This is a genomic window from Candidatus Planktophila versatilis (genome assembly GCF_002288265.1).
In the GTDB taxonomy this organism is placed as follows: Bacteria; Actinomycetota; Actinomycetes; order Nanopelagicales; family Nanopelagicaceae; genus Planktophila; species Planktophila versatilis.
In genome coordinates this window covers 385,915-407,968 of the sequence record NZ_CP016778.1, presented here as the reverse complement: position 1 = coordinate 407,968, position 22,054 = coordinate 385,915, and the positions used below count along the sequence as shown (strand labels likewise).

Here is a 22,054-nt window from a genome sequence, read left to right as displayed (position 1 = left end):
CTTACTTCGGTTGCTCTAGACGCATTTCGCGTCCCTTGAGGTAATAGTCAGCAATGTAATCTGAGCATCTCCAAGCATTAGCCATCATTGTTAGAGTTGGATTCACGCCTGTTGCAGTTGGGAATCCTGATCCGTCTAGAACAAAGAGATTCTCGACATCATGGGACTGGCACCATTCATTAAGTACTGACTTCGCAGGATCAAATCCCATGCGCGCAGTACCGTGTTGGTGACAAGTATTTCCCGTCATTTGATCAAGATAAACAGGGATTGTCTTTCGAGCTCCTGCCATCTCAAGAATTTCAACGTTTTTATCAACTTGCCACTTACCCATTGCGACGTCATTTGCATGCGCCTTGTGAGTAATGCGAGCTACTGGAAGACCCATGTAATCCTTAACGTTAGGATCGAGGTCAACACGATTAGACTCTTGTGGTAAGTCGTGCAGAATGAGACCAATCTTCATCGCATGGCTAAAGAAGGTTCTGTCAGAATCCTTGAGAGCTTGACCCCAAAGCGGACGACCAGGGAAGACCATGTTAATTGGGTGACATGTCTGCGAAGCTGCAGTGATGCTTCCACCAATATATCCACGGCTCTCGTCGGTCTCGTAGAAGTCCATTGTTCCGCCACTAATATAATTTCCGGCCCATCCATATACAGGATCATCGATATCTTTATCGAAAAATCCGATTGCGAACAGGTACTCGTGGAATGTTGCATTCTTTCCAACGAGACCGGATGAGTTGGCAATTCCTTCTGGGAATTTTGAAGACTTTGACATCAACATAAGGCGCGCAGATTCAATAGCTCCCAAAGTGAGAATTACAACCTTTGCATCTTGCTGAATCTCAGCACCATCTTCATCAACGTAGATAACGCCAGTAGCCTTACCATCTTTGCCAACTACGACTTCGCGGACGAAAGCTTCTGATCTAAGTTCGAAATTACCTGTCGCAATTGCCTCTGGAATAAAGGTCGTTGCAGTGTTTGAACGAGCACCACTTGGATCTCCATATTGATTCCAAAAACTAGTGCGGTTAAACGGATTGCGACCCTTGTGGCCATTAGTCACGCTTGCATGTGGGATTGGGAAAGCATTAATTCCCATCTTGTTACATGCATCGTAGAACTTCCTCCCCCATCGAGTTGGAGGCAAAGGCATGCTTGGATAAGGCTTGCTTCTGAAAGGTTCGGTCTTATCTGCACCAGCAATACCTGATACACCAAACTCCCATTCAACCTTTGTTAAATAGGGCTCTAGGTGATCGTAGCGAAATGGCCAATCCACCAAACTCGCTCCATCAACATCGCCATGTAAAGACCGGAGCATGAAGTCAGATTCACGCGGCCGCGGTACCCATCCTGCCCAGTGATTTGTTCCGCCACCGACGAGCTGAGGGGTCATTGAAAATGGATAAGGCTCTGCAACTTCAGTCTCGCTACGACGCACGGTACGAGGAGTTAGCTTTGAATCAGGCCACATGTAGTTTCTGTTAACAAACTTCAACTCATCGCCTGAATAGTGCTTATCGTTCTTGAGCCATGGACCGCGCTCAAGACCGACAACCTTCAAACCTGCTTCACTCAATACTTTTGCAGCTGTTCCACCATTTGCACCTAAGCCGACGATTACGACGTCTACTGGTGCTGGCTTGATTTTCGGTGTCATTCTGAAATCCTTTCTGACTTACTTCTCGAAGTACCCGATGATTGCTTTTGTGAAAGCTGGCAGATCTGGTGGTGTTCTAGATGTGATTACATTTCCATCTACAACAGCCGCTTGATCAGATACCCAAATTCCACCTGCATTAACAACGTCGTCTTCAATCGGCGCATAACCAGTTACTCGTCGACCTTTCACCGCGCCGGCAGAAGCCAAAATCCATCCACCATGGCAGATGGCGGCAGTCATCTTGCCTTGATCATAAATTCCCTTGACCAAATTGATCATGGGCTTGTGAAGGCGCATGTTGTCTGGTGCAAATCCACCAGGAACAATTACCCCATCAAAGTCGTTAGGTGAAACATCCGAAGCAGAAGCATCTGCATCCATTGGATATTCCTCTTTGCTCAGGTATGACGTCTTGGTACCGCTACCAATGACAGTCACCTTTGCTCCTGCTTCGGTCAACCGAAGATACGGGTACCAACCTTCTAGGATTTGGTACTCGTCTTCAATCATCAATGCAATTCTTTTGCCTTGAATGCTCATGTTTTGTTCCTTTCAACTGTTTTTGAGTGAGTTGTGAATTGGCTACTTATTAAACGAGCTGTGGAAGAATCTCGGTACTTAGGCGAACATCACCGTGATTTGCCTGAATGTTTCGAAGTGCTTCCCAATGCTGTCCATAACCATCAGGTTGGTTCTCAAGTGATGCCGGGATTGCACTTGTGGTATCTGCCAAGCAAATTACCTTGATATCTTGGTTAGCTCCATCAATTGCAGTTGTGAGCATACAATTTGCGGTAGATACACCTGCGATGATCAATGTGTCAGCGCCTGCACGCTTCATGTATTCGTTGAGTGCCGTTCCGTAGAATGATGAGAAACGGTGCTTCTTCATGATTGGCTCACCTGGAAGCGGAACGAGGTTTGAATCTAATTCATCTCCACCGTGACCCCAAGAACCTGGGAAGTTCATCAAATCAACGCCCCACTTCTTATCTGCATAGCCGGCATCTTTGCCATCTTCACGCAAGCCCCACATTGACCAGACCACTGGAATGCCAACTTTGCGGCAAGCATTTAAGACATTAAGTACTGGCTGAACAACATCTGCACCCTCTGGAGCGCCGCCAATGCTTGGGATGTACATAGCTCCACCTCTTGTTACGCACGCGTGCTGCATATCAAGAACGAGTAGAAGAGACTTTTTGGGATTGATTTTGTCAACGATCATGTTGGAACGGTTGATGTACTTGTCGATGTTCTTATATGTGAAATCTAGTGATGACATTTTTTCTCCTTATTGAGTAATTGATGATTAATTGCTTTTTTTAGTTTTTGACTTCTTTGCTTCTAACCTATTGATTTCTTTCACTAGGTCTTTTTCAGCCCATTTCAAGTGGGCATAGGCTTCCTTCTTGGCAAGTTTGTCATCTTGAGCGATGATGGCTTCCAGGATTCGAAGGTGACCTTGGTGAGCGAGAGTCTTGCGGTTTTCAAATGAAATTACTTTTTCGGAGTAAATCACGTGATGAGGGGCAATCTGCTTATAAATCTGAATAAATAGACGATTCCTTGTTGCTTCGGCAATCAAACTATGGAATTCAGAGTCGAGTTTCACAAATTCCTTCCCCGAGATTCCAGGAACTTCCGCTTGCTTCAAGATTGCTTTCAGCTCCTGGATATCCTTTGCTGTGCGACGATTTGCTGCCATAGCGGCACCATCGGGTTCAACTGCGTAACGAACATTGAATAGTTCAAGAGCTGTGACTTCTCCTGCAGAAAGCAATGACATGCTTTTCTGAGATTGCTCACTCACATCTAGAACAAAAGTTCCAACACCTTGTGTGCGCACAATGATGCCGAGGGTTTCCAATTTGCTGATCGCTTCTCGCATACTGCTGCGACCGACACCGAACTGTTCTGCTAAATCGCGTTCGGAAGGAAATTTACCCTCGGCACCAAAGTGGCCAGATCGAACCAAGCTTTCAAGTTGGACAGCGACAGCATCAGAGAGCTTCAATTGCTTGACGGGTATAACCCCTTTTTTCTCTGTTGTCATTTTTTCCTCCTTGAATTCGATTTTCTAGGTTAAGTTGTCTTACTTGCCATACTTACGTGGTGTGTCAAGTGCCCACTGCGCATAAGCCTGGTGCCATTTGTAGTTTGTCTTATCCACAACCTGTGTTGGGTTGTTAATAATTTGAGTAACTGACTGACCGAGTGCAACAGTTGAAAAAATAGTTTCAATCAGGTTTTGTCCCTGGTCGATTCCACCAATATCAACTGTGGCAGTTAGCTTTCCTTCAGCGATTGCTTTGAATCCAGAAATGAGACCGTCAGCGCCAATAGTCAAAATACCGGTCTTTCCATTCCAGTGCTTGAGGCCAGCTGCATCGATTGCTTGAGAAGCACCGAGTGCCATTTCCTCATTTTCGCCGTAGATGGCGTTCACATCAGGATACTTAGTCAAAAGGTCCTGTGCTGCAGTGAATCCCTTGTCGCGGACGTATCCGCCATCGGCTTCTCCGACAACTTTAATTCCAGGATTTTCTTTAAGGGCTTTGTCGAAACCAATTCTACGGCCGCGAGTCCAATCTGAGCCGGAAGGTCCCCATATTTGAAGGATCTTTCCTTTTCCACCCAAGGCATTTGCCAAGTATGTTCCTGCTAGGTAACCGGACTGCCAACGATTGTCGTAGCCGATATTTGCAACTGTCTCAAGCTCAGCTTCTGGGTACAGCTCTGCAGGCTGGTTGAATTGGAAAACCTGAAGTCCCTTTGAGTTTGCGGTTTTGTAGAGATCTTGTACGGTCGCGAAGTTGGCACCAGTACATACTGCAATGGCGTCAAATCGACGGCTGATCCAGGACTGAACGATTCCTAGAGTTCCCTGAACTGCATTGAAGTCACCAACTGGTGCTTGGCGTTCCCAAACCCACTTGACTCCAAAGCGCTTTTCAAACTCAGCCATCTTGCGCCAAGCAGCACTTTCAATCTGTGTAAAGTTTTCAGACAATACAGGCGGTGTAAAACCTACCTTTATTGTGCGTCCCTTAACCATAGCTTTGATTGCCTTATCTAGCGAAGCATTAGTAGTCCCACCTAATGCTACGGCAGGAGAAGCACCCAGTAGTTGTGCTGCTCCAATTCCGGCACCGACTAGTGCCGAGGTACGTAGTATCGAGCGACGAGAAAAATCTGTATCTCTCCCCATTCCAACGTTTTCATCCATTCCATACTCCCCAACTACTTAATCTCTCAGATTAATCCCAGTTGATTAATCTGATTTTTGTTTGGTAAAAAACCAAACAAAACCTATTTTCTGTTTTTTCAGGTCTTCTCTCGCCTGAGTCTTTTGCGGCTGAATTCACTTGATGCTCGATTAGCCAGTACGGCTCCAATAAGAACCGAACCAGTAACAATGGATTGCCAACTCGATTCAATTCCAATCAAATTGATAACATTTCGAGTTAAAGTCAGAGTTAGCGCACCAATTAGCGCACCAATCACCCTTCCTTTGCCACCTAGGAGTGAAGCTCCGCCAATAACAGCAGCTGCAATCGCACTTATCTCATAACCTTTGCCAATCAGCGGCGGGATCGTTGTCGTGCGACCAGCAATGTGTATTCCTGCAATCGCGGCGAGTAATCCGCTGATGGCATAGGCAGAAATCTTGATTGCATCGACATTGACTCCAGCATTTCGAGCCGAGATTGGTGAGCTCCCGACTGCGTATAATTTGAGCCCAAACTTAGTGCGCTTCAAAATAATTGCCATCACTATCGAAATCACAACAACAACAATCATCGGAATTGATATCGGACCAGCTATCTTCTTAAGTCCTCCGATGTAGTAATAGGCATCATTCATATAACCTAGAATTGGAACACCCTGGGTCCAAAGCAAAATAACCCCTTGTCCAATTCCTAGCGTGGCCAAAGTTGCAATGAAATCAGGTATCCCTAGCTTTGTGATTAGCAACCCATTGATTAACCCAATTCCCACACCAATGGCTAGCGACCACATAAAGGCGACACCCATAGGCATTCCATAAGATATGAACTTTCCGGCAACGCCTGCGGTTACTGCCATTGTCGAACCTACAGAAAGATCAAGTCCGCCTGCAATTAGTACGACTGTCATTCCAATAGCTAAAAAGCTTACGGTCATCATTGCGTTGATGATGTTTGTGACGTTCCCGCCTGTCGCAAAGCTTGGTTCTAGAACTGTCATTGCAATTATTGCCACGACAAGGAGTGCAACAATTCCAAATGAAGGATCTTGCAAAATACGATTCTGTATGGACTTTGATGAATTACTTGCTGCAATATTGAGTGTCATGATGAAACCTTCTTGCCATCAAGGGGTTGAGCATTCACTTCTCGTGTTTGCGTCGAGAAAGTAAGCGCAAATTTGAAAACTCCTCGATCTATGACAACTCCAACCAGGATGCAAAGGCCTGTAACAATTTGGAATATCAGTGGATTTATTCCCATGAGCAGCAAACCTTGATTCAGTGTTGTTAGGAATAGAGCTCCTACGATTGCTCGCCATACACTGCCGCGTCCGCCAGCGAGTGAAATGCCACCAAGTACCGCACCTGCTATCGCTGTGAGTTCATAACCTCCGGCTAAGCCTGATTGCACTGAATTTAAGTGGGATGCTAAAAGGACGCCTCCAAAACCAGCCAAACCACCAGATATCAAGTAGGCACCAAATTTGGTCCGTTGGGTGTTGATTCCAGAAATCAGCGCCGGGACCTCTCCAATACCTGTAGCAAAAATTCGGCGTCCAAAAGGTGACTTGAGCAGAACCAACTCGGCCACCACAATAATTACCAGTGCAATCCAAATGGAACTAGTGAGACCCAAGAAACTCATATCAGAAATACGTTGAAAGTTAGTGTCTTCGGTTCCAATCAGTTGAATGTTATCTGTGAGAACAGTGAGCGCCCCTGCTGCTATATAGAGAGTTCCCAAAGTAACTATGAAGTCATTGACCCTAAAAATTGTGATGATTACGGCGTTGAGAAGGCCGAAAGCCAGGCCGGTCAAGACACCAACAATTACAGCCATCCAAAATGGCCATCCCCACATAGAAACCATCAATGATGTACCAGCACTTAATCCGAGTACAGATCCAATTGATAAATCAATCCCGCCAGCAATAATTACAAATGTTAATCCGACAATAATGATGAAAATTGGCACCGCTTCATTGATGTAGTATCTAATCGAATCAGGAATTAGGAATGACTCAGCTTTCAAAGAGAAGAAGATGACCATCAAAACAAATGCAGCGAGAATAACGACGCCTTCTATTGCAATAATCTTGGAGAACTTTGATTGACTTCTCATACTTTGACTCTTGAACTCTGATGCAGGATGTCCTGCTCGACTAATTCGTATCCACTGATTTGAATTTTTTCAGGTACAGATTCTATTTCGCCAACAATTGACCCTTCGCGGAGAATAATGATGCGATCGCTCAGTCGAATCAACTCATTTAACTCAGAGGCAATAACGATAACTGATTTTCCTCCAGCTGCTAATTCACGAATGAGCTTGTGGACTTCAACTTTTGAGGCGATATCGATTCCCTGTGTTGGTTCATCAAAGATCAAAATTCTTGGATTTGTATTCAAGCATCGAGATATAATTACTTTCTGCTGGTTTCCACCACTGAGATTACGAATCTTCTCGCGAGAGTTAGGTGTCTTAATTGAAAACTTAGAAATAAACTCTGACGCCAAATCCTTCTCTTTCTTTGCACTCAACCAGCCGCTCTTCAATACATTCACTAACTTAGAAATTGAAATACTCTTCTCGATGGAGAATTCAGAGAGGATGCCAAGAACCTTTCGATCTTCTGGAACCATGGCAATTCCAAGTTCGTAGGCTTTCTCTGGGTGCCCAATTTTTTCAATTTTCCCAAAAATGTTTATAGACCCACTATCGAGCTTGTCTATTCCCATAAGTGCTCTCATCAGCTCTGTGCGCCCAGCGCCTGCTAATCCAGCAATGCCCAGAATTTCACCATCCCAGAGGTCGAATGAAATATTTTTCAGAACTCCCTCTCGCTTGAAACCCTCTACTTCTAGAGTCTTAAAGCGATTCTCGCTGCCAGTCTTTCCTGCAGCTCTCCCAACTTTTGGTTGCTCTATGAGAGCAGCCGCTTGTGATCCAAACATGAGCGAAATCAAGTCGTTAAGATTTAGGCCTTCAATCGATGTTTGGGCAATGCTTTTACCATCACGCATAATTGTTGCGGTATCAGCAAGACCAAATACTTCATCTAAATGATGCGTAACCCAAATGAGTGCCACACCAAGACGCTGAAGGCTTCGCATGTGCCCAAAAAGCAATTCTTTTTCATGCCCTTCTAGACCGGATGTGGGCTCGTCAAGAATAAGAATTTTTGGTTGGACTACGAGAGCTTTTACAATTTCGATAGATCTCTTTTTCAACGCACCGAACTCACCCGCAGGGCGCCAAAGCTCGTCTTCGGTAATTCCAAACTCGGTGGCAACCCTGCGGACCTTTTTGGCCATTTCGCGGCGGTTCACCCACGGAGTCCAGCTTTTACGTTGTGTTATCAGGCTCTCTTGACCGAGGAAAATATTCTCAAGAACGCTCAAGTCAGGGATGATCGAGAGCTCCTGATGAATCATGGAAATACCCAGTTCTTGGGCGCTTCGTGGTGATTCAATTTCGACGCGCTGACCTTGAAAATAGATGATTCCCTCATCCGGGGCAGTTAGCCCAGAAAGAATCTTGAGCAGGGTCGACTTTCCGGCGCCGTTACCCCCCAGGAGCGCATGAATTTCGCCGCTTCGCACATCCAAGTCGACGTTATCCAAAGCTTGAACACCCTGATATCGCTTTGAAATCGAGGACATTTTTAGTATCGGAGAGCCCGCTTTTGAGGAGGAAACATCGGCAAAAGCACTTTCGCGCATCGTTTCTCCCCCAGTCCAAATAGTTCAGAAGTTCTTGTCATCAGGTCTTCAGACCACTAACCTAGGCGAAAATCCCTCTTTGTCAAGGGGGCTTGCCCGAGGCATAATGGAGGAAATCCGATCAAGAAAATAATGAATGCACCTGAATCCGTGGTGAATGAGTATCTGCGTGGCCTCGCGGCCTCCCACCCCGAGGTAATTGAGTTCAATTCCGAGGCGCGCATTGTCCAGAGAAAATTGCTCCCGACTCAACCGAAAGTTGGACTCATATCCGGTGGGGGTTCAGGCTGCGAGCCGATGCATAGTGGCTATGTAGGGTTCGGCGGTCTCGATGCAGCTTGCCCAGGAGAAATTTTCACATCCCCTGTGCCAGCACAAATCATGGCTGCCACCGAGAGGGCAGATAGTGGAAAGGGCGTCCTCTACATAATCAAGAACTTTGGTGGCGAGGTGATGAATTTCGGGCTCTCTGCCGAAATCATGAAGCGAAAAGGTATTGAAATATCCAAGGTCCTTGTAAATGATGATTGTTCATTTCCTATTTCGCAGTTTGATCGGCGTCGTGGGCTCGGTGCGACAATTCTTGTTGAAAAAATAGCCGGAGCCGCAGCGCAACGCGGATACAATTTAGCCCAAGTAACCTCAATAGCTAAAAAAGTAGTTGCAAACTCACGTTCTTTTGGAGTTGCCTTCAACTCATGCACGACCCCTAAAGTTGGTCATCCAAATTTTGAGATGCCAGAAGATGAATTTGATATCGGGGTTGGTATTGGAGGAGATCGCGGACACTCAAGGTCAAAAATGGTTTCTGCTAACAAGATTGCCGAGATTTTAATTGAGCAACCGGCGTTAGAGCTGGAACTAGCTTTTGGCAAGAAGATTATTCTTCTACTTAGTGGCTTAGGTTCAACACCATCTATTGAACTTTATACCTTGTCGGGAATTATCCAAGAGAAGCTTGAAAGCGTTGGAACGAAGGCAGTTCGCTCACTTGTTGGTAATTTTATCACTTCCTTAGATTCCTTTGGAGTCATTGCGACGTTCTTAGTTGCAGATGAAGAATTGCTTGAACTTTATGATTCACCGATAGACACGCCAGCGTTGAGATGGGGTAAATGACTATGGTTACAGAGGTATCGATACCAATTGCACAAAATTGGTTAAATGATTTCTGCGAAGCTGTAATTGAGCTAGAGGACTACCTTAACGAGTTAGATGCTGCAGTTGGTGATGGCGAACATGGTTCAAATATCTCCAACGGGGCCAGGGCGCTCCTAGAAGCTTTCAAAGGACCTCAATCTAAATCATTGGGTGAGTTTTTTGAATTCGCAGGGATGACGATTATAAATTCAGTCGGTGGTGCAAGTGGAGCACTCTACGGAACTCTGTTTCTTCGGCTCAGTGATGTTACGGCAAATAGAGCTACTGCAAATTTGAACACCATGTCGCAGGCATTTGAATCTGCACTCGAGGGGATTATGGAACTGGGTCGAGCGAAACCAGGTGATAAAACATTAGTAGACGCGCTAAATCCAGCGGTAAGTTCTCTCATTACTAGTGTTAAAAACTCAGAAGATCTATTAGGGGCATTTACTAAAGCACACCAAGCCGCTGAACTTGGATGCGCAAAGACGGCACAAATGGAAGCTAGAAAAGGTCGAGGAAGTTATCAAGGCGAAAGAAGTATCGGTCATATAGACCCAGGAGCAACGTCTATGACTGCTCTTTTTGAAACTCTCGCTAACTCAATAGATTTTTTTAGCAAGAATGGGGATTAGCTCGTCACCTGACACTTCGGACAAAAATGTGATGACCTATTACCAAAGGCAATTCTTCTAATCCCCCGACCACACCGTGGACATGGCTCACCTTCTTGGCCATAGGCAGCTAGGGATGTTTCAAAGAATCCACTCTCGCCATTGACGTTGATATAGAGCGCATCAAATGAGGTGAACCCAGTTCCTTACTTTCTACTTGAAATCTTTCTTCAAAGGATCAGAGACAGCTCCTATACAGTGCCACTCAATTTCTTTATATAGTTGCTTCACATCACCGTTAAGTATCGCCGCCAATAACTGGGTGTGATTAGGAGCTTGTTCGGTAAGGATTGGGTGTGGGCCGACTCGATAAAGCTCTAAACGAATCCGTGACATGACACTTTTCCATAAATGGAAAGTCTGCTGCGTCGCTGCAGTTTGCATCACTATCATGTGAAATTTCATATCAGCCTCATTTACTGAGTCAATATCTTTCTTTTTAGCACCTTTACGCATAATCTCAATTTGCTCATTGAGTGTCTCAATGACTTCTGGGGTGAATTTCTTCGCCGCGTGTTTCAAAGCAAATTTTTCCAAAACTACACGGGCTGGCAGTAACATCTCAAGATATTCTTCTTTGGTAATTTGAGTGACAAAGACTCCACGATTCGGAAAATGCTCAATTAGCCCTTCGCTCTCAAGATCGCGCATCGCCTCACGAACTGGGCCTGGGCTACATTCAAACTTCTTACCTACTTCATTCTGCTTTAGTTGCGTGCCAGGCTTTAACTTTCCTGAAACAATTGCCTCACGCAACATGTGCGCGACATGGGTGCGCTGGGATAGGTTGTTACCACTAGATAATTTGAAGAAATCGGTAGACACCTTTTTACTCTACCAGGTTGACTAAAGAAACGACTTATCGCCAATTTTTTCTGACCACCCTCCATCTAATTCAAGCCTGCTATCGGCACAGGGTTGGAATCTGACGACGCTCGGGATGCATTAATTGCCCAGCGCAAGTTGCCTAGCCAATACGCATCGCTAGCAACGTGTGTGATATCTATTCCGCTAATTGCCTGAGTGGCAGATCCCCCGCAACTGAATAAATAGCCCATGAAAATAACTCCTACTACGCCGGTATCTGTTGTGACTGCTACCAAAGTATGGACAGCGCTTACAGGTTCAAGTTCTGCCCTCCAGCCCCCTTTGTGCCTGGCTCCATGCGTAGCCGCGAGCCTGGCCTCGGGTATTTGGGCAGTTTTTCGTCAGAATTATGTAGGGCAAATCCAGCTAAATCTTATTGACAGATTATAGATAATCTGCGAATCTCCTTCCACCTATCGATCTGAGTCCCCTCTTGGATAGAAGAGGTGACACCGGTCTTGGTTTGGCTCGATGTCACATGTGTTGCTCTCGGGAATCTACTAACTTCAAAGTAAGGAAAGGGTAAAAATGAAAATGAAATTTCTTGCTCAAAATAAATTCGCTAAAACGGCAATCATCGGATTTGCAACTATAGGTTTGGTAGTAGGGCTCTCCCCTACGATCGCCCAAGCTGCTACCGATGCTCCAGCCGCAGTACAGCCAGATAAAGAGTATTTTAAAAAGCTTGGATGGGATATTGAAGCCAATTCAAGCCCAGATATGGCCTGTTCCGATACCTCCTTAAAAAGAGTGATGAGCCGTGGATTAAAACTTGGAATTTACCAAGACATTCCATTCTTTAATATCCAATCAGGCAAAGAGACTACTGGTGTCGATTGGGACATAAACATGGCAGTTGCGAAATACCTCGGTATTAAAAATGTTAAGTCCGTGGTACTCCAGTGGCCAGAAATGGTTCCAAGTCTTCTTTCAAAGAAGATTGACATTATTGGTGGAAATATCCACGGTAACCCAGATCGATACAAGAACTTTGCATTTACCGCTCCAGCATGGTGGTATGCAACTGTTGTTGTTGCACAAAAGGGAAATCCAAAGGGTATTAAAGCTTGGGCAGATCTGACCAAGCCTGGTATCAAATTGGGCGTTGTCGCTGGAACACAAGCCTCAGCATGGGCAAAGGATGCCAAGATTGCTGATGTGAGTCAGTTTACAACCGGAGCATTGCAATTTGCCGCACTTGCAGCTGGTCGCATTGACGCAGTAGTTGAGGCCGAACCACCAAGCGTCGTCTTCATCACTGAAAACCCTAAAGCGGAAGTACAAATACTTAAGGGAATGAAAGATGTTCCGTCCGCAGTGTGGGCAAACTACGCTCGTTACGGTACCCGTTTCCAAGACTGCACGCTCAATATGGCATATTCAAGAGCACTTGGTGAACTGATTATGCACGGTGTGATTGGTCGAATTCTCGAAAAGCATGGCTTCGCAGCATCTGAGAATATCTTCGAACCAGAGCACAATCCGTCGTTCTAAAGATAGTAACCAGCCACAGGCGCAAGCCTGTGGCTGGTTCTTTCAATCTCACGCATTCTGACGATATCTAGAGATGGGGAAATCTTGGAATTTTTTGATTTAATAAAACCTGAAATAGCTTTAGATGCGCTACCGACCATCCTGACAGGTTTGCTTATTACTCTCTTAGTGACATTACTTTGTGGAATTTTTAGTTTAACTCTTGGGGTACTAGTGGCATTTGGCCGGAAATCAAAGAGTAGAGCTCTTCGGCTCTCGCTCGGAGCCTATGTTCAGGTTTTTAGATCAACGCCTTTTCTGCTTCAGCTAGTTTATATCTACTTTGTTTTGCCTTTTTTCGGAATGGAGATTCCGCCTCTACCTGCTGGTATCCTCGCTTTAACCCTGCATTACACCGCTTACTTATGTGAAGTGTATAGAGGAGCTATCGAAGCTGTCCCCAAGGGGCAGACTGATGCTGCAAAGGCCTTAGGTATGCGCAATAGAGTAATTATGGTGCGTGTCATCATGCCGCAAGCAATTAGAACAATCATCCCCGCGCTTTGTAATTATATGGTCTCCTTAATGAAAGATACTTCTCTGCTTTCTGTCGTCACAGTTCAGGAGATGATGTTCAGAGGTCAGATTTACGCGGCTGAGACTTATGATTATTTCACCATTTATACAATGGTTTTTCTGCTTTATTTTGCCGTAGGTTTTCCTGGAGTCAAATTAGTTGACTACTTAGAGAAGAGAATGAAAAAGGGTTACGCCTCTAGAGGCGTTGTGACATCTTCTGAAGAAACTCTGATTGCCGGAGGAGAAAAGCGATGATCAAAATAGATAACCTCTGCAAAAGTTTCGGAAAAGATGAGGTCTTAAAGGATATTTGCTTGACAATTGATAAAGGTCAAGTTTTAGGCATTATCGGCCCATCTGGTAGTGGTAAATCAACCTTACTTCGCTGCATCAATAACTTGGAATTCCCCACCAGCGGCACGATTCGTATCAATGCAAAGTTAGCTTACCGAGATGAGTCTGGAAAGGGTTTCTCAGAGACCGAGATATCTGCTACTCGCAGCAAGGTCGGGATGGTCTTTCAACATTTCAACCTTTTTCCACATATGTCCGTTTTACAAAATGTTGTTGCAGGTCCAAAACATGTGCTGGGTCTGAATGAAAAAGAGTTCCGTGAGGAAGCTATAGCACTTCTAGAATCTGTTGGATTAGCAGAAAAGCGGGATCAATTTCCTGAACAGTTATCCGGTGGCCAACAGCAAAGGGTGGCGATTGCTCGTGCTCTTGCCATGAAACCTGATGTCATGTTATTTGACGAAGTGACAAGCGCGCTTGACCCTGAATTAGTGGGAGAAGTTTTAGGCGTACTTCGAAAGCTATCTGAAGCAGGAATGACGATGCTAATCGTTACCCACGAGATGGGCTTCGTTCGCCAAGTTGCAGATCGTGTGATTTTTATGGACGCAGGTAGGATTGTGGAAGAGAATAATCCAGCGGAATTCTTTGACAATCCTCAAAACGAGCGGACGAAGTCATTCTTGGCTTCAGTACTATCGCACACTGATTAAGGCATGTGGATCTAGGTAGACGTTAAATAAGTTTGTAAAGCACTTAAGGGCTCAGAATGGAGGTTGGTAAATGAATAAGATAGTTCGAGTTGAGGCATTTCCGATGCAATACCCGGAGCCAAACAATGACAACAAGATCAGATATGTAACGCTGACTCGCATTGAAACCTCTGACGGAATCGTCGGATGGGGAGAATGTATTTCGCAGTGGCCTGAAGCCGCACTGGCCGTAAAAACAATTATTGATGCAGGATTTGCCAAACTCTTAATGGGAGAAGATGGAACTCAAGTAGGTCGTCTCTGGCAAAAAATGCGAAATCATGCTTACTGGCATGGGCATGGAGGCATTGTCTCTTTTGCAATCTCAGCCCTAGATATAGCTCTCTGGGATATTGCGGGCAAAGCTGCCGGACTTCCGGTTTCAGCAATGCTTGGTGGAACGTTAATGGAGAGAGTTCCATCTTGTGCTTCAGTGATTCTGAATACTCTGGATTTAGGAGCCTTGCAAGAGGAGTTCACTAGCTATCGCGAACGTGGGTTCTCCGCCGTTAAGGGTGGTTGGGGGCAAGTTCCGGAAGCGGGATTTGGAACAAACCGAGTTCGAGATATGAAAGTTGCGCGTACTGTCCGCGAGGCAATTGGCCCAGATATGGGAATGGCGATAGATGTCTCTGCTCTTGCAAAATGGAGTGCAAGTCACGCTGCCACAATGGCGGAAGATTTACTAGAAGTAAATCTGACCTGGTTTGAAGATGCGCTACATCACGACGATCATGACGGCTATCGACAAATGAAGTCAAGAGTTCCCACTGCCCTTGCCACTGGAGAACGCTGCTGGACTTTGCATGACTATCAACGCTTAGTGCGTAGTAAGGCCATTGATATTATCTTGGTAGATCCAGGACGGGTTGAAGGAATTAGCGGAATGAAAGCTATCGTTGATGATGCCCTCACCCAAAGAGTGCGTTTTGTCCCTCATTCTTGGTCCAGTGCAATCAATACTGCCGCCTCACTTCACGTCTATGCGGCCTCCACAAATGGAGAGGTCTTTGAGCTAAAGCCAGCACCATCTCCTATGCAACATGAATTAGTTGAGAACCCCATTGAACAAAAAGATGGCTGGATTGCTGTACCCAACACTCCTGGTTTGGGTATAACCATCGATGAAAAAGCAGTAAAGAAGTATCTCTACCAAGGCTAACTCCACAAAGGGGATCAAAACATGACCATCGCAACAAACCGAAAGGTTCTCATCACTGGGGGCGCTTCCGGCTTCGGGCTTGATATCGCTCGGGAAATGATCTCTGCGGGTGCCAAAGTTGCCCTGGTTGATAACTCGGCTCCGAATCTAGCCTTAGCGGTAAAGGAGTTAGGCTCGAATGCAATCTCTATTGAAGCTGATGTCAGGAATCAGGCAGAGCTCATAGCTGCAGTCGAGCGTGCAAATAAGGAGTTCAAGGGATTGGACACCTTGGTGATTTCCGCTGGCGTTATACATATCAAGCCAATGAATGAAGTCAGTGAAGCAGATTGGGATCTCACCCTTGATGTAAACCTAAAGGGTGCATTCTTTGCCATTCAAGCCGCGTCTAAATACCTCATTGATAGCGGTCGAGGACGAATAGTTGCAATTTCTTCAGATGCTGGCAAACGAGGCTATGCTCAAGTTCAAGCCTACTGCGCCTCAAAATTTGGTCTTATTGGTTTGATTGAATCATCTGCAATCGAATTGGCGCCTTCTCAAGTCACGGTCAATTGCGTCTGTCCCGTGGGAGTTCCAACCACAGGAATGGGCCAACAAGTAGCAAATTGGAAATCTCAAGCTGGGAATTTAACTGTAGAGCAAGTTAAATCTGCGGCAGCTGCTGCCTTTCCATTGGGGCGCAATCCCACTGAAGCTGATGTCACAAAGACTATTACTTTCTTTATTTCAGATGAAGCAGCATTTCTTACCGGCTGCGCGCTAGATGTAGATGGTGGAGCTCATTTAGGTTATATGCCGGCAGTCGCTAAGAATTAGCACAAACTGGGGCTAAGACTCGCGACATTACTAAATAGCCTACTGATCTAACCAACAATTTTGCATTTTGCGAGTGCATCCTCGTTAATCTCAACTCCAAGACCAGGCGCTGTTGGCAAGATAATTTTGCCTTTTTCAAACTTAAATAAATAATCGCTATTTAGAATCCGTTTCAGGGGTGAGTACATCTCTTCTGGCGTGAGAGGAGGGAAAACAAGTGCAACTTCCATCATCCGACAACTTGGAATAGTTGCTGCAACTTGTAAAGATGCCGCTAAATCTGGGCCGTTGGTGCCATGCAGAATACATTCAGTACCGTGAGCCTGGGCCAGCGCTCCCACCAACCGTGTTGGCCAGATGCCACCAGCAATACAAACATCAGGCTGAATGATGTCCACTGCTCTAGTGGAGATGTATTCGAGAAAAATTGATAAATCAGATGTCCACTCACCACCGGTAATAGATATATCGACCTCCTCGGCCAAGCGCCGATAGGAATCTAGATCATCTTGAGCAAATGGCTCCTCCAGCCAAGTTACATCTAATTCTTGGAATCTCATTGCAGCATCAAGTGCCTCTTTATAACTCCAAACCCATCCGGGGTAATGAGCAGTGCGGTCAATCATCAATTCTATTTTGTCTCGGCCGCCCACCAATTCGCGAATTTTTCTGACTACTTCGACATCATCTAATGCATTTTCTCGCCAGCTGCGAAACTTAAACTTTTTATGGCCCATTCCGTAATACAGGGCAATTTGCTCTGCCTGTTGATCAGGTGAAAGGTGTGACTGATCATCTTTACCCGGCCACACACAGGTAAGGTAATAATCCATTGATTCTTTTGTCGAACCTAAAAGATTGCGCACGGGAACTCCCGCGACTTTGCCAGATATATCCCACAAGGCATTTTCCAAGCTAGCAGATCCTTTGAGCAGGCCGGCGCCAAGAATTTCAATGATATCTCGGGGATCTTTACCAATTAAAGCTGGTTTGATTTCTTTGATGAGCGATTGATTGTCAACATCACAAAATCCATACCCAGTAACTCCTTCGTCAGTAAAGACTTGGGTGATGCGAATGCGGGTGTAACGAAAATCATCTGAGTTAGATGGCTCCATCTCATAGATGGCACTTTTTATCTCAGTAATTTTCATCAGTGCTTTTCTTGCGCGATGGCAATTTTGCCAAGTGATGCACTTTGGTAGGCAAGCTCTAAGGCCTCCACTGTCAGTGCACCCAGCTCGCCCGGCGCGCGATTTGCCTCTAAGTTTCCTAGCGCGACATCAACTAGCGCATTTGCGGCGGCAAAGTTATCTACTGCTCCGGCATTTGGCGGTAGTTTCATATTTATCTCTGTTCCATCGACATACCAAAAATAAGCACATTCGCGATGGAGATCTATTAAGAATTGTCCTTGATCGCCAATGGCTCGTACCTGTAATTCGTCCTTGTTCTGCCATGCACCCATATGGCTAGATCCACCCGAGAGTGTGCCGATGGCGCCATTAGAGAACTTGTAGGAAATTGCATCATGGAGTTCAACGGGTGCATTCCGTGGCGAACTCATAAAGGCAAAGGCTTCAGAGACTCGTTGTGGTTGCAGGCGAAAAGCTAAGCCGAGGGCATGAGATAACTGTGCCTGACCATAACCGCCGCCGGAGTTCTTTGGATTGGTCCAGGTTTCTTGCTCAGGAACTTGTTCAGTAGAAGCTCCCGGATATGGTCCGAGGTTGGCCAACAACTCGCGAGTTTGGGTAGCCATTTGCATACTCATTTGTTCTAGTTCGCCGATGTTCTTACGTTGGAGCTGTTCATAGGCTTGCTGAACCATTGGCATGTAGTTCCAACTAAATCCAACGAGAAGTTCTCGCTTCACTTCCTTCGCAATTTTCACTAGATCCCAGCTCTGTGCTGCAGAAATTGTCATTGGTTTTTCGCATAGTACGTGGGCCCCAGAACGAAGGGCGGCCGCTGCATGCTCATGATGAAGGTTGGGCGGGGAAGCGACGATGATTACATCCAGCTCTTGATTTACTACATCCATGTAATCCTCGGAGGCGATGCCTACTGAAAATTCCTGCTTTAGGCTGGCGAGCAATTGGTCACCTTTTCGACACACTGCAACTATCTCAACATCATCTCGATCCCGCAAAGCGGGCAAATGAGCGACTGCTGCCCAGGAGCCAGCACCGATGACACCTGCGCGAATCTTGCTCATTATTTTGAATTCTTCACTTTAAGGTGCCACACCTCAGGCACATTGATCAAGCCGCCATTTTCACCAGCGGCATTTTTAATAACATGTACTAGTGAAGCATTCCACTTATGCTCAACATCGAAAGTAGCCATTTTAATTAAAACCGTCTCGATATCTGGCTCGCATTCGGCATAGCCCACAGCAAGGTTTCCCAATCTAAATAGTGAGTAATTTCTAAAGCCAGCGGCGGCAACAGCTTCCTCCATTTCTGGCCAAATATCATCGTGTCTTTGGTCGTATTCTGCTCCAGCATCGTCAAACAAATGAATAAGAAAACATAATCTTTCCATCATTTATGACTTATCACGGGAGGCATTATGCAGTTCTCCCCAGATGATTGCACCCATTAGGACACAACCTTTCACTGGGAGTTGCCAATAAGAAGGTACACCGATCAGAATAAGTCCATTAGTTAAAATTGCTAGAACGACTATCGCTAAAAAGGTTCCAAAGAGCCTTCCTTTGCCACCACTCAGACTTGTTCCTCCAAGAATTACAGCCGTGATCATGTCTAGTTCTGCTCCGATATTTGCACTTGGCTCAGCCTGACCTGTACGAGCTACCGTGACGTATCCGGCCAATGCGGCAGTGGTGCCAGAGAATGCATAAAAAACCAGAGTCCATCGATTAACAAAAATACCTGCTAGTCGAGCCGCTCTAGAGTTAGATCCGATGGCGTACACATACCTGCCAAAGTGTGTTCGTGGCATGAGGAATCCGACACTTAAAAAGAGAGTGATAAAGATCCAGACCGTTAAGGGAATGCCAAAAAGAGAATCTGTGCCAATTGCTAGGAAGGAAGAGTTAGAAACAACCACAGCATCTCCACCACTGATGATGTATGCCAAGCCCCTTACGATAGAGAGCATCGCTAGCGTTGCGATTAAGGGATTGATTCGGAGGTAGCCGATGACAAAACCATTGAGTAATCCAATGACGCAGCCAAGCATTAGGGCCAGTACTACACCAACTAGGTTGGATTGACCTTGATTAATCACAAAGGCAGCAAGCATTCCAGAAGCTGCCATCACTGATCCAACGGAAAGGTCAAAGCCACCAGAGATAATTACAATTGTTGCTCCAATAGAGCCGATGCCAATAATGACCATTGCTCGGCCGATATTGGAAAAATTGGTCGAATTTAAGAAATACGGAGATAGGCTTGCAAAAATAATCAGTTCTAGGATTAAGGCAACGAGGAGACCAAAGCCTGTTGGGCCCAAGAACTTCTTAATTGACCGAAAGATTTTTGCTGACTTCTCAAATTTATTGAGCGCTGCAGTGTTCATCCTCACAAGATCTCCTCGCCACTCAAAGCCGTTTGCATAATTGACATCAAATCAGAGGGTTTAGTATCGGCAGGTTTAATCTCGGCACTAATTTTGCCTTCCCTCATTGCCACAATGCGGTCACAAACAGATATGAGATCTGTAAATCGGTGACTAATAAAGACGACCGAAATTCCCTTTTTCTTGAGATTCTTCACTAGATCCAATAAAAGATGAATCTTTGTATTTGATAGCGCTGCTGTCGGTTCATCCATAAGTAGAAGCTTGGGAGCGAACTGGAGCGCCCTGGCCACCGACACAAGTTGCCGCTGTCCACCGGACATCGAACCCACTAGCTGATCTGGAGCGATATCAGCCCCTAGTTCTGCCAGAGCCGCTCTCGCTTCTTGCATCATGCCGTGACGATCTAGCAATCGAGCAATGCCTATGTTTTTCGTAGATTCTCTGCCAAGGAAAATGTTTGAAGCAACATCAAGATCATTACATAGGGCCAAATCTTGGTAGATAATTTCTATTCCTGCAGCTCGGGCATCTTGTGGATTTTTAAATGTCACCGGCTTGCCATTCAAGAAGATTTCTCCACCAGAAGGTGCATAAACACCGGCAATAATTTTCACAAGGGTAGATTTGCCCGCCCCGTTGTCCCCAATCAATCCTAAAGATTCATTGGGGTCAACGTGGAAGTCGATTGAACTTAGGACGCTAACACTCCCAAAACTTTTTGAGAGGTTAGCAGTCCTAAGTATCGGGTGTTCTGTCACTTGTATACGGTGCCAATCGTGTCATGGTCTAGGAATGAGTGTTCCATATGTATTTCCTGTGGAACAGCTTTTCCAGCCATAACATCTAGTGCAATGCTGACTAGGTAGTCACCATATTTTTCAGGGTAATAGGCCGCGCATCCTAAGAATCTATTCTCTGATGCAGGAGCCATTTTTACGACTGCAATGCCGACAGAGTCGCAACCTTGACCGACGACCATTCCATCTCTCTTGGTAGCAGCAAACGCTTTAGCCATACCATTTGCTCGCTCATCATCGATTGTCCCTGAGAGAATATGTTTAGCTTCTGGGTGTGCAGTTAACCAGTCTGTCGTCACTGTAATTGCTTGATCTGCTGTTCCAGCAGATAGTCGCATACGTTGTATCCGATCAGCAGGCAATGCACCGCAAACTTCTTGTACTCCATCAGCGAATCCGACGAGCCGCAAATCTGCTGCTTCACCCTCTTCTAGGTTCTCTCCCATGAAGACCCAAACATCCTTACAGTCCCAGGTTGCTTTTGCATACTCTCCGGCTGCTTTTCCTCCAACAACTCCAGAGGCATAGTTACTAGCACCGAAGAAAATTGCATTTGGATGCGAAACATCAATTGAGGCTGCTGGAATCTTGGCCTTGTCAAAAATAGCCATGATTGCTGCAGCCGCGCCGCCTTGCCAGTTTCCGGCAATGACAAAATCAGGCTTCTGACTTGCAAGAATCTCAGCACATGAAATTGCTTTCTCGGGCTTGAACTCTGCATCGCAGTAAATAAGTTTCAAACCAAGATCTTTAGCGAGCTTGGCAATACCCTTCGCGATCGGGATAGCAAATGGATTTGTTGCCCAACCATCCATGTGTGCAAGGGTAAAAGTCTTATCTGGCTTAACTAGGTTAACTACATAAGACTTAGCATCGCCTTCTGTAGGTGTGTACTTAGCTGTTGCAAAATCATATTTCCAGAGCTTAAGTTCCTCAGGTAGGAGCGCTCCTGGAATTCCACTTTTAAGAACCGGGGTATACGCTCCAGCCTCTTCTGTAGAACCTGCATTTTCATCTGACGAACCTGAACTGCAACCGGTTAGCGCTAATAGTGTTAGCACAACCCCGATGCCAATAATTGATCTATATTTTTTCACAGAGACGACCTTTCCCTTAGTGTGGAATCGTTACTCTAACCCTCAGCCCCGCGTATGAGTCAAGAGGTTTCCAACTTTTTTATCAACTATCTACTATTTTCAAAAGACTACGGGTATTTGGTCAGGATAGATGCAGGTTCGGATTGGGCATGTAGGGCAGCCACCGTAGCGCTACTCATGGCGCCTGGGCGCTTTAAAACGAAGGGGTGCGCTCTAAG

Annotated in this window: 23 protein-coding genes and 1 pseudogene; 7 read left to right on the top strand and 17 right to left on the bottom strand. The window is 45.7% G+C overall.

Going from position 1 to position 22,054, the window contains the following annotated elements:
• Window position 1 precedes the first annotated feature (1 nt).
• The 8 genes from A1sIIB76_RS02120 to A1sIIB76_RS02085 all read right to left on the bottom strand — a co-directional run bounded on the left by A1sIIB76_RS02120 (window position 2) and on the right by A1sIIB76_RS02085 (window position 8,570).
• Window positions 2-1,672: a GMC family oxidoreductase gene (locus tag A1sIIB76_RS02120; protein ID WP_095696886.1), complete on the bottom strand. Its 1,671-nt coding sequence runs from the start codon at window positions 1,670-1,672 to the stop codon at window positions 2-4.
• A gap of 18 nt (window positions 1,673-1,690) precedes the next feature.
• The gene (locus A1sIIB76_RS02115) at window positions 1,691-2,215 is read right to left on the bottom strand and encodes a type 1 glutamine amidotransferase domain-containing protein (protein WP_095696885.1); all 525 of its coding nucleotides are present in this window, start codon (window positions 2,213-2,215) and stop codon (window positions 1,691-1,693) included.
• 49 nt (window positions 2,216-2,264) lie between these two features.
• Window positions 2,265-2,960, bottom strand: a complete 696-nt coding sequence (locus tag A1sIIB76_RS02110; RefSeq protein ID WP_095696884.1) for a cysteine hydrolase family protein — start codon at window positions 2,958-2,960, stop codon at window positions 2,265-2,267.
• A 27-nt stretch (window positions 2,961-2,987) separates the two neighbouring features.
• Window positions 2,988-3,731 carry a FadR/GntR family transcriptional regulator gene (locus tag A1sIIB76_RS02105; protein ID WP_095696883.1) on the bottom strand — a complete coding sequence of 248 codons (744 nt, stop codon included), beginning with the start codon at window positions 3,729-3,731 and terminating at the stop codon, window positions 2,988-2,990.
• A 39-nt stretch (window positions 3,732-3,770) separates the two neighbouring features.
• The gene (locus tag A1sIIB76_RS02100; RefSeq protein WP_095696882.1) at window positions 3,771-4,904 is read right to left on the bottom strand and encodes a sugar ABC transporter substrate-binding protein; all 1,134 of its coding nucleotides are present in this window, start codon (window positions 4,902-4,904) and stop codon (window positions 3,771-3,773) included.
• A 98-nt stretch (window positions 4,905-5,002) separates the two neighbouring features.
• On the bottom strand, window positions 5,003-6,013 hold the full coding sequence (locus tag A1sIIB76_RS02095; protein WP_095696881.1) for an ABC transporter permease: 1,011 nt from the start codon (window positions 6,011-6,013) through the stop codon (window positions 5,003-5,005).
• Window positions 6,010-7,029 (bottom strand): ABC transporter permease, encoded by a 1,020-nt coding sequence (locus tag A1sIIB76_RS02090; protein ID WP_095696880.1) that lies wholly within the window; start codon window positions 7,027-7,029, stop codon window positions 6,010-6,012. Before A1sIIB76_RS02090 ends, A1sIIB76_RS02095 begins: the two co-directional genes overlap by 4 nt.
• On the bottom strand, window positions 7,026-8,570 hold the full coding sequence (locus A1sIIB76_RS02085) for a sugar ABC transporter ATP-binding protein (protein WP_223298788.1): 1,545 nt from the start codon (window positions 8,568-8,570) through the stop codon (window positions 7,026-7,028). The genes A1sIIB76_RS02090 and A1sIIB76_RS02085 overlap by 4 nt, the downstream gene beginning before the upstream one ends.
• Window positions 8,571-8,762: 192 nt before the next feature.
• Between A1sIIB76_RS02085 and A1sIIB76_RS02080 the strand changes: the two genes are divergently transcribed.
• Together A1sIIB76_RS02080 and dhaL are read left to right on the top strand one after the other, a co-directional pair.
• A complete protein-coding gene (locus A1sIIB76_RS02080) occupies window positions 8,763-9,749 on the top strand; it encodes a dihydroxyacetone kinase subunit DhaK (protein WP_223298787.1) in 987 nt (328 codons plus the stop codon).
• A complete protein-coding gene (gene dhaL, locus A1sIIB76_RS02075; protein WP_095696877.1) occupies window positions 9,746-10,408 on the top strand; it encodes a dihydroxyacetone kinase subunit DhaL in 663 nt (220 codons plus the stop codon). Before A1sIIB76_RS02080 ends, dhaL begins: the two co-directional genes overlap by 4 nt.
• Here the strand turns inward: dhaL and A1sIIB76_RS06975 are convergent.
• The 3 genes and pseudogenes from A1sIIB76_RS06975 to A1sIIB76_RS06895 all read right to left on the bottom strand — a co-directional run.
• Window positions 10,405-10,587: pseudogene (locus A1sIIB76_RS06975) on the bottom strand (zinc finger domain-containing protein); the annotation flags it as partial. The gene dhaL and the pseudogene A1sIIB76_RS06975 overlap by 4 nt on opposite strands.
• Window positions 10,588-10,600: 13 nt before the next feature.
• Window positions 10,601-11,272, bottom strand: a complete 672-nt coding sequence (locus A1sIIB76_RS02065) for a GntR family transcriptional regulator (protein WP_125918783.1) — start codon at window positions 11,270-11,272, stop codon at window positions 10,601-10,603.
• Window positions 11,273-11,337: 65 nt separating this feature from the next.
• Window positions 11,338-11,505, bottom strand: a complete 168-nt coding sequence (locus A1sIIB76_RS06895; RefSeq protein WP_190286252.1) for a hypothetical protein — start codon at window positions 11,503-11,505, stop codon at window positions 11,338-11,340.
• A 337-nt stretch (window positions 11,506-11,842) separates the two neighbouring features.
• Here A1sIIB76_RS06895 and A1sIIB76_RS02060 point away from each other — a divergent pair, with 337 nt between their 5' ends.
• The 5 genes from A1sIIB76_RS02060 (at window position 11,843) to A1sIIB76_RS02040 (ending at window position 16,393) form a co-directional block, all read left to right on the top strand.
• Entirely contained in the window at window positions 11,843-12,808 is a 966-nt protein-coding gene (locus A1sIIB76_RS02060) for a transporter substrate-binding domain-containing protein (protein ID WP_095696875.1), read from the top strand.
• Window positions 12,809-12,892: 84 nt separating this feature from the next.
• The gene (locus A1sIIB76_RS02055) at window positions 12,893-13,621 is read left to right on the top strand and encodes an amino acid ABC transporter permease (RefSeq protein WP_190286251.1); all 729 of its coding nucleotides are present in this window, start codon (window positions 12,893-12,895) and stop codon (window positions 13,619-13,621) included.
• Complete coding sequence (locus A1sIIB76_RS02050; protein ID WP_095696873.1) at window positions 13,618-14,373, top strand: amino acid ABC transporter ATP-binding protein; 756 nt, start codon at window positions 13,618-13,620, stop codon at window positions 14,371-14,373. Before A1sIIB76_RS02055 ends, A1sIIB76_RS02050 begins: the two co-directional genes overlap by 4 nt.
• A 70-nt stretch (window positions 14,374-14,443) precedes the next feature.
• Complete coding sequence (locus A1sIIB76_RS02045; RefSeq protein ID WP_095696872.1) at window positions 14,444-15,574, top strand: mandelate racemase/muconate lactonizing enzyme family protein; 1,131 nt, start codon at window positions 14,444-14,446, stop codon at window positions 15,572-15,574.
• Window positions 15,575-15,595: 21 nt separating this feature from the next.
• Window positions 15,596-16,393 (top strand): SDR family NAD(P)-dependent oxidoreductase, encoded by a 798-nt coding sequence (locus A1sIIB76_RS02040; RefSeq protein WP_095696871.1) that lies wholly within the window; start codon window positions 15,596-15,598, stop codon window positions 16,391-16,393.
• Window positions 16,394-16,440: 47 nt separating this feature from the next.
• Here the strand turns inward: A1sIIB76_RS02040 and A1sIIB76_RS02035 are convergent, their stop codons facing one another.
• The 6 genes from A1sIIB76_RS02035 to A1sIIB76_RS02010 are packed head-to-tail and all read right to left on the bottom strand — an operon-like array spanning window position 16,441 to window position 21,836.
• Complete coding sequence (locus A1sIIB76_RS02035) at window positions 16,441-17,547, bottom strand: mandelate racemase/muconate lactonizing enzyme family protein (RefSeq protein WP_095696870.1); 1,107 nt, start codon at window positions 17,545-17,547, stop codon at window positions 16,441-16,443.
• Window positions 17,547-18,611 carry a Gfo/Idh/MocA family protein gene (locus A1sIIB76_RS02030; RefSeq protein WP_095696869.1) on the bottom strand — a complete coding sequence of 355 codons (1,065 nt, stop codon included), beginning with the start codon at window positions 18,609-18,611 and terminating at the stop codon, window positions 17,547-17,549. Before A1sIIB76_RS02030 ends, A1sIIB76_RS02035 begins: the two co-directional genes overlap by 1 nt.
• A complete protein-coding gene (locus tag A1sIIB76_RS02025) occupies window positions 18,611-18,943 on the bottom strand; it encodes an L-rhamnose mutarotase (protein ID WP_095696868.1) in 333 nt (110 codons plus the stop codon). Before A1sIIB76_RS02025 ends, A1sIIB76_RS02030 begins: the two co-directional genes overlap by 1 nt.
• Complete coding sequence (locus tag A1sIIB76_RS02020; RefSeq protein WP_095696867.1) at window positions 18,944-19,939, bottom strand: ABC transporter permease; 996 nt, start codon at window positions 19,937-19,939, stop codon at window positions 18,944-18,946.
• Between the two features lie 2 nt (window positions 19,940-19,941).
• Window positions 19,942-20,700 (bottom strand): ATP-binding cassette domain-containing protein, encoded by a 759-nt coding sequence (locus A1sIIB76_RS02015; protein WP_223298786.1) that lies wholly within the window; start codon window positions 20,698-20,700, stop codon window positions 19,942-19,944.
• Entirely contained in the window at window positions 20,697-21,836 is a 1,140-nt protein-coding gene (locus A1sIIB76_RS02010; protein WP_095696866.1) for a sugar ABC transporter substrate-binding protein, read from the bottom strand. The genes A1sIIB76_RS02015 and A1sIIB76_RS02010 overlap by 4 nt, the downstream gene beginning before the upstream one ends.
• Between the last annotated feature and the right edge of the window lie 218 nt (window positions 21,837-22,054).

Excerpts from the sequence above, each read along its gene's own strand:
- A1sIIB76_RS02120 (WP_095696886.1), bottom strand. The coding sequence starts at position 1,672 with ATGACACCGAAAATCAAGCCAGCACCAGTAGACGTCGTAATCGTCGGC.
- A1sIIB76_RS02115 (WP_095696885.1), bottom strand. The coding sequence starts at position 2,215 with ATGAGCATTCAAGGCAAAAGAATTGCATTGATGATTGAAGACGAGTAC.
- A1sIIB76_RS02110 (WP_095696884.1), bottom strand. The coding sequence starts at position 2,960 with ATGTCATCACTAGATTTCACATATAAGAACATCGACAAGTACATCAAC.
- A1sIIB76_RS02105 (WP_095696883.1), bottom strand. The coding sequence starts at position 3,731 with ATGACAACAGAGAAAAAAGGGGTTATACCCGTCAAGCAATTGAAGCTC.
- A1sIIB76_RS02100 (WP_095696882.1), bottom strand. The coding sequence starts at position 4,904 with ATGGATGAAAACGTTGGAATGGGGAGAGATACAGATTTTTCTCGTCGC.
- A1sIIB76_RS02095 (WP_095696881.1), bottom strand. The coding sequence starts at position 6,013 with ATGACACTCAATATTGCAGCAAGTAATTCATCAAAGTCCATACAGAAT.
- A1sIIB76_RS02090 (WP_095696880.1), bottom strand. The coding sequence starts at position 7,029 with ATGAGAAGTCAATCAAAGTTCTCCAAGATTATTGCAATAGAAGGCGTC.
- A1sIIB76_RS02085 (WP_223298788.1), bottom strand. The coding sequence starts at position 8,570 with ATGTCCTCGATTTCAAAGCGATATCAGGGTGTTCAAGCTTTGGATAAC.
- A1sIIB76_RS02080 (WP_223298787.1), top strand. The coding sequence starts at position 8,763 with ATGAATGCACCTGAATCCGTGGTGAATGAGTATCTGCGTGGCCTCGCG.
- dhaL (WP_095696877.1), top strand. The coding sequence starts at position 9,746 with ATGACTATGGTTACAGAGGTATCGATACCAATTGCACAAAATTGGTTA.
- A1sIIB76_RS06895 (WP_190286252.1), bottom strand. The coding sequence starts at position 11,505 with ATGGGCTATTTATTCAGTTGCGGGGGATCTGCCACTCAGGCAATTAGC.
- A1sIIB76_RS02060 (WP_095696875.1), top strand. The coding sequence starts at position 11,843 with ATGAAAATGAAATTTCTTGCTCAAAATAAATTCGCTAAAACGGCAATC.
- A1sIIB76_RS02050 (WP_095696873.1), top strand. The coding sequence starts at position 13,618 with ATGATCAAAATAGATAACCTCTGCAAAAGTTTCGGAAAAGATGAGGTC.
- A1sIIB76_RS02045 (WP_095696872.1), top strand. The coding sequence starts at position 14,444 with ATGAATAAGATAGTTCGAGTTGAGGCATTTCCGATGCAATACCCGGAG.
- A1sIIB76_RS02040 (WP_095696871.1), top strand. The coding sequence starts at position 15,596 with ATGACCATCGCAACAAACCGAAAGGTTCTCATCACTGGGGGCGCTTCC.
- A1sIIB76_RS02035 (WP_095696870.1), bottom strand. The coding sequence starts at position 17,547 with ATGAAAATTACTGAGATAAAAAGTGCCATCTATGAGATGGAGCCATCT.
- A1sIIB76_RS02030 (WP_095696869.1), bottom strand. The coding sequence starts at position 18,611 with ATGAGCAAGATTCGCGCAGGTGTCATCGGTGCTGGCTCCTGGGCAGCA.
- A1sIIB76_RS02025 (WP_095696868.1), bottom strand. The coding sequence starts at position 18,943 with ATGATGGAAAGATTATGTTTTCTTATTCATTTGTTTGACGATGCTGGA.
- A1sIIB76_RS02020 (WP_095696867.1), bottom strand. The coding sequence starts at position 19,939 with ATGAACACTGCAGCGCTCAATAAATTTGAGAAGTCAGCAAAAATCTTT.